Annotated in this window: 11 protein-coding genes; 7 read left to right on the top strand and 4 right to left on the bottom strand. The window is 35.3% G+C overall.

Translation table 11 applies throughout. The annotated features are described in order from the left end of the window. The 4 genes from ENO17_05090 to ENO17_05105 all read left to right on the top strand — a co-directional run. The coding region (locus ENO17_05090; protein HER24406.1) for an FtsX-like permease family protein at positions 1-700 on the top strand (700 nt) is incomplete at its 5' end. 11 nt (positions 701-711) lie between these two features. Then, complete coding sequence (locus ENO17_05095; GenBank protein HER24407.1) at positions 712-1974, top strand: ABC transporter permease; 1263 nt, start codon at positions 712-714, stop codon at positions 1972-1974. 264 nt (positions 1975-2238) lie between these two features. Next, positions 2239-2994, top strand: coding sequence for an outer membrane lipoprotein-sorting protein (locus tag ENO17_05100; protein HER24408.1), 756 nt, complete (start codon positions 2239-2241; stop codon positions 2992-2994). 81 nt (positions 2995-3075) lie between these two features. Next, on the top strand, positions 3076-4194 hold the full coding sequence (locus ENO17_05105) for a hypothetical protein (GenBank protein HER24409.1): 1119 nt from the start codon (positions 3076-3078) through the stop codon (positions 4192-4194). Between the two features lie 83 nt (positions 4195-4277). Here the strand turns inward: ENO17_05105 and ENO17_05110 are convergent, their stop codons facing one another. Beyond that, complete coding sequence (locus tag ENO17_05110; protein HER24410.1) at positions 4278-4595, bottom strand: helix-turn-helix domain-containing protein; 318 nt, start codon at positions 4593-4595, stop codon at positions 4278-4280. Positions 4596-4806: 211 nt separating this feature from the next. On the opposite strand from ENO17_05110, the gene ENO17_05115 reads away from it, so the two are divergent. The 3 genes from ENO17_05115 to ENO17_05125 all read left to right on the top strand — a co-directional run bounded on the left by ENO17_05115 (position 4807) and on the right by ENO17_05125 (position 7898). After that, positions 4807-4977 (top strand): nucleotidyltransferase domain-containing protein, encoded by a 171-nt coding sequence (locus ENO17_05115; GenBank protein HER24411.1) that lies wholly within the window; start codon positions 4807-4809, stop codon positions 4975-4977. Between the two features lie 717 nt (positions 4978-5694). Next, entirely contained in the window at positions 5695-7209 is a 1515-nt protein-coding gene (locus ENO17_05120; GenBank protein HER24412.1) for a HAMP domain-containing histidine kinase, read from the top strand. Then, on the top strand, positions 7209-7898 hold the full coding sequence (locus ENO17_05125; GenBank protein ID HER24413.1) for a response regulator transcription factor: 690 nt from the start codon (positions 7209-7211) through the stop codon (positions 7896-7898). Before ENO17_05120 ends, ENO17_05125 begins: the two co-directional genes overlap by 1 nt. A 76-nt stretch (positions 7899-7974) precedes the next feature. Here ENO17_05125 and ENO17_05130 read toward each other — a convergent pair whose 3' ends face one another. From ENO17_05130 to ENO17_05140, 3 genes are all read right to left on the bottom strand, one after another. Next, a complete protein-coding gene (locus tag ENO17_05130) occupies positions 7975-9825 on the bottom strand; it encodes an ATP-dependent metallopeptidase FtsH/Yme1/Tma family protein (GenBank protein ID HER24414.1) in 1851 nt (616 codons plus the stop codon). A gap of 205 nt (positions 9826-10030) precedes the next feature. Beyond that, entirely contained in the window at positions 10031-11251 is a 1221-nt protein-coding gene (locus ENO17_05135) for an FtsX-like permease family protein (protein HER24415.1), read from the bottom strand. Then, positions 11248-11934: an ABC transporter ATP-binding protein gene (locus tag ENO17_05140; protein ID HER24416.1), complete on the bottom strand. Its 687-nt coding sequence runs from the start codon at positions 11932-11934 to the stop codon at positions 11248-11250. Before ENO17_05140 ends, ENO17_05135 begins: the two co-directional genes overlap by 4 nt. Positions 11935-11945 lie beyond the last annotated feature (11 nt).

The raw sequence follows: 11945 nt of genomic DNA on the forward strand, positions 1-11945 counted from the left end.
CATCGATATGGAAATAGGAGGATTGGTGAATACTCCCAATCCCATGATTAATAATAGTGTGGTTTTTGTTCCTTTGGAAATTGCCCAACAGGCTTTGAATGTGGGAAATGGGATTAGTATGATAAGATTAAAAGCATCTTCCCAAAACGAAGAGAAAACAAAAAAACTATTAACTGAAAATTTTAAGCAGAAAGATTTGAGTTTAAAAGCATATTCCTGGGAAGAGTTTGCTGAAACAGTGATTGCTTTAAGTACTGCCAAAAAGAGTGGAATTGCCACTATTCTATCAGTCGTTCTTCTTATCGGCATGATAGGTATTATTAATAATGTGATTCTCTCTGCCTTGGAGAGGACATCAGAAATAGGTATGATGAAAGCTTTGGGAATGAGAGAATGGGAGATTGTTTTTGTCTTTATGGTAGAGGCAACCGGAATAGGTATTCTTGGGGGATTAGCCGGATGTTTGATTGGATTTGCCGGCATAAGCTATATGGCAAAATATGGTTTTGATTTGAGCTATATGGGTGGAGATATGTCTGAATTCGGCATTCCCATTCTCGATAAAATTTACGGTGTTTGGAATTATTCAGCTTTTAGTTTCTTGTTTATCCTGGGTATTATCGTTGCTCTTTTATCCAGCATATTTCCTGCATTTTGGGCGGCACATAAAGATCCGGTAAAAGCAATCTATCATCGATAAGGAGGTAAAAAATGAAATTTTTATGGAATTTAGCCAAGAAAAATCTATCAAGATCCAAACTTAGAACATCGGTTTCAATAATAGCAATTGCTATTGCCATTATTGCCGTGGTTTTTGCCCGCGGATTAATTAGCGGTATGATAGAATCGACTTTTGAAAATCATATCAAGTATAAAGCCGGTCATATACGAGTGATAGATAAAGAATATAAGTTAAAAGAGCGTCTTCTTTCCCTAAATTATACTCTGGACGGATTTAACGACGAAGGAACCTCAGCAATGGTTGAAAAACTAAGACAGGTAGAAGGAGTAAAACAGGTAGTTCCGCGGCTTAAATTCGGAGCTGTGGTAAGTATGGATGATGAACTGGTAAGAATGATGGGTTGGGGAGTTGACCCTACTGAAGAAATAGCATTTACCAAGATAGATGAAAAAATAGTGGAAGGAAGAATGATTAACCCTGGTAGCAGAGAAATCGTAATGGGAGCCGGGTTATTAGAAAAAATTGAGCGTAATGTAGGAGATAAAGTTACTATTTTATATAGTACCCCTTTTGGTTCCTTTAAAGGTTCTACTTTTCAGATTATAGGAAAGACCCATAGCGATGTTCCCTTTTTAAATGATACTATTTTCTATCTTCCTTTGGATCAAGCCCAGAGAATTTTAGAGATGCCTGACGAAGTAACAGAATTACTTTTAATTACTTCACATTACCGTAAAGCCGCTTCGATTTTACCCAGTCTCAATAACTTATTTTCCCAGGAAGATAAATCCGGAAAATATGCCTTGCAGCTTTGGAATAAGGATTACGAACTCATCGGGTTTTTTGATATTGCAAAGCAGATATATAATTTTATCTATATTTTTATCATCATATTAGCCTGTTTTGTATTAGTGAATACATTGATTATGATTGTTAATGAACGTACCCGGGAAATTGGTATGATGAGTGCCCTGGGTTTGAAAAGTAGGGAAATATTGTACCTTTTTACCATGGAAGGAGCAATTATTGGGATATTTGGTAGTGCTATTGGCACAATATTGGGTGGAATATTAACTAAGGTTTTCTCGGTTGTCGGAATTGATTATACCGAGGCTATGGAGGGAATGACTGGAAGTGATTTTATGATGGAGTCAATTTATTACACCGTCTTTAGTTTAGAAAATCTTGTTTTTTGTTTTGTGTTGGGGGTGATTGTGGTTACTATTGCCTGTGTGATCCCGGCGAGAAAAGCTGTCAAGCTTGAACCCACCGAAGCGCTTAGACAGATGTAGGAAAACAAGTGACGAGTAATGAGTGATAAGTAATATGTAGGGGCAGACCTTGTGTCTGCCCATAGAAAAAACATAAAAAATATTTTTGTTGTTTCGATGTAGAGGTTCGATTTATCGAACCCGCAAAAGATAGGTCAGATGAATCCGACCTCTACAATAACTTAATAAAAGATAGAACAAGCCTATTGTCTACTATTCCTACTTTCCTCCTCCTTGAGAGGGAAGGATTGGGAGGGTAGTGAAAAATAGAAAGGAGAGATAAGAATGCGAAAAGTTAAAGTTTTTTTACTGATAGGAACAATGTTATACATTTTGTTTTCAGGTGTAATCATAGCAACTGCTTTAGAGATGACCGCTGAAGAGATAATTAATAAGAGAGATAATAATGAATATTTTGATTCAGTTCGAATAGAAGCAGAGATGATAATTGTTAGTGGTGGTCGTAAAATAACCAAAACTATGATTGCCTTGAGTGATAAGAAAGATTCTTTAGTTGAATTTACCAATTCGCAAGACAGGGGGACAAAATTTCTTAAAAGAGAGGATGATTTATGGATGTTTTTTCCTGATGCTGAAGATATTGTTAAAATATCCGGGCATATGTTAAATCAGGGGATGATGGGAAGTGATTTTTCCTATCAAGATGTCATGGAATCAGATAAATTAACTGACCTATACGATTTTAAAATTATCGGTGAAGAAGAAGTTAATGACCGTCTTTGTTATGTATTGGAAGGTGTTGCTAGAGAAGGGGTAAAAGTGTCCTATTATCGTCGAGTAAGTTGGGTAGACAAAGAAAGATTCATCGGTCTACAGGAAGAATTGTATACTCAAAGTGGAAAATTATTAAAAGAAACCAAATTAAATGAAATGCAGGAGATTGAAGGACGATGGATTCCTATTGATTCGGTTATGGAGAATAAATTAAGGAAAGATACTTACACCGGATTCAAAATTATCAAGATAGAATTCGATCCGGAAATTCCCGAAGGAACATTTTCCCTACAGAATTTAAGGTAAAAATGGCGAGCGGAAAATATAAGTATAAAAAATGTTGTCATTAGTTTCGGCGCGATAAAAGAAATTGACCAGGAGTAAACATTGAGAAGGGAAAAATACTTTTCTATAATTATTTTAATCATGTTGTTTATTTTATTATTCAGCACTACTACAACTTTTGCCAAATTAGACATCGGTGGAGAAATAAATATGACCTTATCCGGCGTATTGTTTCGAGAAAGTGAAACTCTTGCATACCCTAAGGGAAGTTTGGATTTAGAATTATATATTCCCCCTTTCGATGACAATCAAATCAAATCAGCAGTTTATTTATACAATAATCCAACTACCGGCCGATTGGATTTTATGTTTAAAAAACTTTATTTCAGGCATAAGTTTGAGAAATTGCAACTTACTGCGGGACGTCAGCCGATATCCTGGTCTTTCGGTTCGATGCTTAATCCGATTGATTTTACATTAGGGTCGATGGTAATGGATGAAGAGACCGGTTCAAAATATCAGAATGCCATAGAAGCCTATTACCCCATAAATTGGAATTCAAGTATTACGGTAATTACTGCCTTTCCCAATGGTTTTGAGAATATGAAATGGGGATTAAGAGGGAGAACAATGTTGGAGGGGTATGATCTTACCCTGAATTATGTCCGTGAAGCAGAGCAAAATAACACAGAAATAATGAGTCCGGTCAGCCAAAGAATCGGTTTCAGTGCCAAAGGAGACCTGGGTCCTTTCGGGATATATGGAGCCATAGGATATAATTTCGAAGACATCAATAGCGGAGATTTTTCCTTTTTAACTGGAGGGGATTACAGTTATTATTTTGAATCGGGAAGTAAAATTTATTTCCAATTGGAATATCTTTCCATAAAGGAGGAAAGATTATCCTCTTTACTGGGTTCATTGGCATTACTTGATAGCGGCTTGGATTCAGAATCAAATGCCAATCTTTTTTTAACCAGGACATCCTATGACATTAATGAATTTTCTGCTATTAGCTTATTTACAATTACTAGTTTAAATGATTTTAGCACCATCATCATGCCAAATTATTCTAATCAAATTAGTAACAGCCTTGCCTTTAATTGCAGCTTCGCCTACTTCAGCGGAAAAGAAAATACCCTCTTTGGACCCGGTTTAATAGGAGGAATTCAAGAAAAGCCAAAAATGACCATTGAAGCCGGTTTTATCTATTCCTTTTAAAAAATCTTTTTCTTCAATAGCTAAAATTTACTCAAAGTCCCGACATCTTTGATTATGATAACTTTTTTATCGAATTCGATATGTTATCCTTCTTTCTTCATTTTAATGAGCTCTCTTGACAAGGAAGGCCGTTGAATCCCCATATGTTCGGCTATCTCTTTTCTGGAGAGAGATACTTTTATAATATTACTCCTTCGTTTCTTGTATTCTTCCACTAAAAAATTTTCAATCTTTTTTCTGATGTTTTCCAGGGAAAGCATCTTAACCTTAATGACCACTATATTTCCTTGGGGATATTTTTTTATGATATAATTAGACATATTCAAAAAATTAGAAAGATCTTCATGCTCCATATCCTTAAATAAAATACACTTTTTCAAACTATCTGTTAAAGCATTCATATTTAAAACCTTCTAAGAATAAAGCGGTAACAATAGTTATATCCTTTCTTTTCTTATGATAGTGCAATAACTCTGAAGGTGTCAAAGGGAAAAAGGTTGCCTTGAGACAATGTAGGAATAGGGAATTCTTTGATTATATCTAGGGATACTACATATAAGCTTATGGAAGACTGATGCCCTATCTCTTTTATTATCTTTTTTGGAGCTAAATATGGTACAAAATTTACTAAAAGAAACAAAAAACTGGGCTTATAGAAATAATGATCTTGATTCCTTATTGCTGGTTGGTTCTTACGCAAGAAATAAAGCTCATCAAGATTCCGATATTGATTTAATTCTGATTTTCAATGACCCTAAGAAATATGTTAATAATTTAGACTAGTTAAAAGAATTTAGGGAAATTGAAAAGTATGAAATAGAATATTGGGGCGGAGCAACATCAATTAGAACTTGGTATAAAAATGGGATAGAAGTAGAATTTGGAATCACTTCCGCAGAATGGGCAGAAATACCAGTTGATAGTGGAACCTTTCGAGTAGTTTCTGATGGCTCAAAAATTTTAGTAGATAAAACTAAGAAATTAGAAAAGCTTTTATTGGAAGTTAAAAAAAACAAAATACTGTCAAAGAGAAAAAATTTAAATTTTAATAAATAAAGGAAAAAAATCTTATTTCTTCCACTATTTAATAAATTATTTTATTTCTTTTTTTATTCTTAATACTAACGAGCATTTTACTTTGTAACTCACATTTTGTACAAAAACCTTTTTTTGGCTTTGCATCGATTATTTTTAATAGCCAATAGATGATGCTCTTTCATCAGCCGATAGATCCTCTAAATAAATATTAAAGTAAAATCGAAATTTAACTTTTATAAATATAGAAGTCTTGGAATTTATTTTTTCCCAATTATTCTTTTTTAATTTGAAATTTATAATCTTTTAATAAATTGTTAATATTATTTTTAAAAACATAAATTATAATGCAATAAGGCAAATATATATTTTTCAATATAGAAGATTGATTCAACTACAAAAGTAATCGCTTTTTTCAATAAAGTGGATTATTTTAAATCTAAATGATATGGATGATATTAAAAAATGATTATTAGAAAACAACTATGGCTTTCAAATGTTATTACCATTATAATAACCATTATTTTATTAATTATTGTGAGTATTCTTATCGGTAAAAATTATCAAAATATTTCTAAGTTTGGTTTTCCTCCCAAAGATTTTGGGAGGGAACAAGAATCCGGAAGGTATTTTGATCTTTTAGAAAGAGAATTACGCATAGCAGATAGGATGGTTGGTCGTGTATTGAGAGAAAGCCCTGAAGCATTAGAAGATGTTAAATATATGCAGCAATTGGATGCTTTTATGAATGCATCTAATGGCGGCATTATTATCCGAAAAAACAATGAAATACTTTACCATTCTCCTTTTCTCTTAAGCCTTGATTTAGATAAAGAAGCAATCAATTCACACATTCAGTCATTTCCGAATAAGCAAATTATTCAATTTAGTGAAAATATATATCTGGAAAAGTTAGATTTTAACTTCCCTGATGAATCCAAAGGAGAAGCTTTAATTGTTTGTGATGTTAGTTCTACCTTAGAAAATTTGGCACAATTTCGTTATTCGGTTTTCCTTATTTTGATTCTTTTTCTTTTGGCCATTATTATCATCAGCACAATCACTACTTATATATTATCTAAAAATATCGTTAAACCGCTGACTCAATTGGAGAATGCCGCCCTGCAAATTAGAAAAGGTAATTATGATTTTAAAATAAACACCTCCGCAAAAAATGAAATCGGAGATTTATCAAGAACCTTTGAAGAAACCAGAAAACAATTAAAGGAAACCGAGAAAATAAAAAAGAAATATGAAAATAACCGTAATGAATTGATTTCGAATATATCACATGATTTGAAAACTCCCATTACCACGATAAAGGGTTATATTGAAGGAATTATAGACGGCATCCCCAGCTCCAAAGAGAAAAAAGATAAATATCTTAAAACCATATACCAAAATACGGTAAATATGGAATCATTGATTAACGAATTATTCTTGTTATCAGAATTAGAATTAAAAGAACTTCCTTTAAATTTTGTGCCGATTGATATCAAGGCCTATTTAACCGATTGTGTTGAAGAATTAAAATTTTATTTAACTGAAAAAGGAATTACCTTGAAATTTGATGCCGATTATAATGAACAAGAAAAGGTTTATGTTGATAGAGAAAAAGTAAAAAGGGTCATTTTAAATATTATCAATAATGCTGTAAATCATAAGACAAGTATCAACCCCACTATTTCTATTAAATTAATTGAAAAAAGAGAAGAAGCTCAAATAGAAATTCAGGATAATGGCCAGGGAATACCGGAAAAATCGTTAAAAAATATATTTGAACGGTTTTATAAAGCCGATAAAGCCAGGTCTACCAATTCAAGTGGAACCGGTTTAGGTCTTTATATTGCCAAAGAAATAGTCATGAGTCATGAAGGTAGAGTTTGGGCAAAAAGTCAGGAAGGAAAGGGCACCAGTATTTTCTTTACCTTGAAGAAAACTCATGGTTTTTCGAAAATGATAAAAACGGAGAAAAAATAATGAAAAAGATATTAATAATTGAGGACCAGCAAAGCATCGCTGAACTGGAAAGAGATTATCTGGAAATTGATGGCTTTCAGGTTGATATCAAAAATAATGGCAGAGAGGGATTGAATCAGGCTCTAGCCTACAATTATGACCTTATCTTATTAGATTTAATGCTGCCTGATATGGACGGTTTTGATATTTGTAAGAAAATTAGAAAGGAAAAAAATATTCCCATCCTCATTATTTCTGCCAAGGGAGAAGATATTGATAAAATTCGTGGTCTTGGATTAGGGGCGGATGATTATATCAGTAAGCCATTTAGTCCAAGTGAACTAGTGGCTCGAGTGAAAGCCCATTTATCCCGATTTGAGCGGCTCACTGGACAACTTGGTACGGCAAGCAAAGAAATTCACATCAAAGATTTAGTCATTAATCAAACCGCTCGTCAGGTTTATTTTGCCGGTAAGAAAATAATTCTTACCACTAAAGAATTTGACATATTAAACTTCCTGGCATCTAATCCTAATATTGTTTTTAGTAAAGAAACTATCTATGATAGGATATGGGGGAATGATTCTTACGGAGATATTACTACTATTGCCGTCCATATTAAAAAAATACGGGACAAAATTGAAAAAGATCCTCAGAGTCCACATTATATTGAAACCCTTTGGGGGTCTGGTTATCGCTTTAATGCTTAAAAAAATAACCCGCTGGTAAATAATTTGCCAGCGGGTTATTTTTTTAAGCATTGTATGATAATTTTATTTCTAATTTTTATTTTGTTACACTTGCTAACCTTGCTCCATTTAAAAGTAAATCCAGTTCCGTTCCTTCCAGAGTCTCTCTTTTAATCAAATTAGTAGCGATATTCTTCAGTTTGCGTTTATTTTTGGATAGGATCTCTTTGGCTCTGGCATAGGTGGTGTCAATAATCGTTCTGATTTCCTTATCGATCTTGTTGGCAACCTCTTCGCTATAATCTCTCTCCTGTGAGATATCTTTTCCTAAAAAGACCTGATGTTCCTTCCTCCCGAGAGTCACTGGACCCAGAGATTCACTCATTCCGTATTCGGTGATCATTTGCCGGGCAACCTTAGTAGCCTGTTCCAGATCATTTTGTGCACCGGTGGTAACATCTTGAAAGATCAGATCTTCAGCCACCCTACCTCCTAAAAGGACAGTCAGGCGATCAAGTAGTTCCGCTTTGCTGATCAGATAGCGGTCTTGGGTAGGCAGCTGCAGGGTATAGCCGAGGGCTACATCCCCTCTGGGAATGATGGAAACCTTATGTACCGGATCACAGTTGGGTAGAAGCTTAGCTACCAGTGCATGTCCAGATTCATGATAGGCTACAATTTCTTTCTCTTTGTCGCTCATCAAGCGACTTTTGCGTTCCGGTCCAGCTATGACCCTGTCTATAGCTGCTTCAAAATCTTCCATTTCAATTTCTTTCTTATTTTTTCGGGAAGCAAGGAGTGCTGCTTCGTTTACCATATTGGCCAAATCGGAGCCTAAAAATCCTGGGGTTCTGCGGGCTAATACTTCTATATCTACTCCTTCAGCTAAGGGTTTTCCCCGAGCATGGACTTTTAGAATGGCTTCCCGGCCATTGATATCTGGTCGGTCGATAACAATCCGTCTATCGAATCTCCCGGGTCTTAAAAGCGCCGGGTCTAATATATCTGGACGATTGGTTGCGGCAATTAATATAATCTCGGTAGTCTGGTCAAAACCATCCATTTCTACTAATAATTGGTTTAAGGTTTGTTCTCTCTCATCATGCCCTCCACCTAATCCTGCACCCCGGTGTCTACCTACGGCGTCAATCTCGTCCATAAAGATAATACAGGGACTGCTTGCCTTAGCCTGTTTGAATAGATCGCGTACTCTGGAGGCACCGACACCCACAAACATTTCCACGAAGTCGGATCCGCTGATACTAAAAAAAGGAACTCCCGCTTCTCCGGCGATAGCCCGGGCAAGTAAAGTCTTTCCGGAACCCGGAGGGCCGTAAAGTAAAAGTCCTCGAGGGATCTTGGCTCCTAATTTTTTGAATTTTGCCGGATTCTTTAAGAATTCGATAACTTCTTCTACTTCCTCTTTGGCTTCATCGATACCTGCCACATCCTTAAAAGTGACCTTAGGTATATCGTTACTCAAGCGCTTGGCTTTACTCTTACCGAAGGACATGGCATTATTGTTTCCGCCTTGCATCCTTCTCATTATAAAAATCCACACACCTATTATTAAAGCGATAGGAAAGATAGAAGAAAGCAAATTCATCCACCAAGGAGGCTGTACTGGCGGTTTGGCTTCTATTACCACATTTTTATTTCGAAGAATATTTATTATTTCCGGATCATCAGGGGAATAAGTAGTAAACTCTTCGCCATTGACGAAACGGCCACTAATGGCTTTTCCCATGATAGTTACACTTGAGATCTTATTCGCCTCAACTTCTTTTAAAAATTGCGAATAGGTGAGTTCCTGAACGGTTGATACATGATTAAAAAGTGAACTGAAAATGGTTACTGAAATAAGCAGAACCAATAGATACAAACCAATATTTCTAAAATATTTATTATTTTTGAAATTATTTTTATTAAAATCAGGTAATTTTGCCAATAATATCTCTCCTTCCAATTTTAAAGTACTCTTAGTTATTATAATTAATAATATTTTTATTGCAAATTAATTTAGTGCTTTTTGAAAAAAATTTCTAACTATATTTAATAAAAAAAGCCAAATACTCCCAGGAAATAAGGTGATTATTTAAAAATAAAGTAAATACTCCTTATTTTAAACCCCAGGGTATTGGCAGTCTTTTTATTTATTCATATCTTAAGGCATCCACCGGGTTCATCTTTGCTGCCTTCATTGCTGGATAAAGTCCAAAGAAAATACCGATAAATAGAGCAAAACCAAAGGCCAGTCCGACGGAAAGAGGTGCAATAACCATCGGCCAATTACCATATTGGGATAAAAAATAGGCTGCTATCCATCCAAATCCAATGCCTAAAATCCCGCCGAAACTACTTAAATTTAATGACTCCATCAGGAATTGAAATAAGATATGTGCATTTCTGGCACCCAATGCTTTTCGTACACCGATTTCCCTGGTTCGTTCGGTTACCGAAACCAGCATAATATTCATAATTCCAATCCCACCAACTAAGAGGGAAATAGCAGCAATTCCGCCAAGCATGATGCTCATGGTTTCGGTGACCGAGCTCACTGTATCAAGAATCTCATCCTGACTGATAATCCTGAATTGTTCCTGCTCTTCATCATCTAAAAATTTAACCATGAAATTTTCTAATTCACTGACAGCAGTGGCTGCTTTTTCCGATGAAGCAGCTTGCGCAATATAGTTGGTAACAAAATTACTGTTAGTTAATTTTTTCATCGCAACGGATATCGGAATGTAAGCTCGGTCATCCAGATCTCCACCCATGGAGCCGCCTTTTTCCTTCATGACACCTATGACGTCAAAGAGATAGATTTGCGCGTTATAACTGACTTTTATTCTTTTACCAATAGGATCATCATCTTCAAATAAATCTTCAGCTAGTTGAGAGCCTAATACCATGACCTGTCTTCTTTCTTTATCATCATTCTCACTGATAAAATTACCCGTGTTTATTTCGTAATTATTAACTTTGGCATAGTTGATATTAGTACCCAATATATTAGCACTGACATTTATATCATTTGAAATCAATCTACCGCTGATCTGCTTTACCGGAATCACTTTTATCACCGAAGGACAAAATTTATCTATATAATCGCTTAATTCCAGTGAAAATTTATCTTGAGAACTGACATTCATGATCATTCCTCCCTGTCCTCGTGGTGTTCGAGGATAAATGGTAATCATATTAGATCCAAGGTTAGCAATACGGGAAGTGACTTGTTGAGTAGAGCCGGTTCCTACGGAAACAATGGCAATAACAGCACCAACACCAATAATAATTCCCAACATGGAAAGAATGCTGCGCATCTTATTTGCCCATAAGCTCTCCAGGGCAATTTTTAAGCTTTGTAGGATCATGCTATCACCTCATCTCTATCAATTAAACCATCTTTTAGGTGAATGACCCGATTGGCATATCGGGCAATTTCCGATTCGTGGGTTACCAAAACAATGGTATTCCCTTCATGGTGTAATTGTTCTATTATTTTCATAATATCTTGACCGGTTTTTGAATCCAGATTTCCGGTCGGTTCGTCTGCCAAAATGATTGACGGATGATTTACTAATGCCCGGGCAATAGCTACTCTTTGTTTTTGCCCTCCCGATATTTCGTTGGGTTTATGTTTTAATCGATCACCCAAACCTACTTCCTTTAATGCTTGAATAGCCAGCTCTTTCTTATTTTGAGAATGTGCTTTATTATAAGTCAAAGGGAGTTCCACATTTCTTAAAATCGTAGCCTTGGGCAGCAAATTAAATTGTTGAAAGACAAATCCAATTTTTTGATTACGAAACAAAGCCAGTTGATTGTCATTCAATTTAGTAACATCTTGACCGGAAAGAAAGTATTTACCCCCGGTAGGATAATCCAAACAGCCGATGATATGCATCAGGGTCGATTTTCCTGAACCGGAAGGTCCCATAACGGAAACGAATTCTCCGGCGTTAATTTCTAATGATACACCTCGTAAGGCTTCAACGTTTACTTTTCCTAAATGATAGGTCTTTTTTAATTGTTCAATTTGAATTAATTTAGTCATACTTTTTCGCC

Source organism: Candidatus Atribacteria bacterium (assembly GCA_011056645.1).
In the GTDB taxonomy this organism is placed as follows: Bacteria; Atribacterota; Phoenicimicrobiia; order Phoenicimicrobiales; family Phoenicimicrobiaceae; genus Sediminicultor; species Sediminicultor quartus.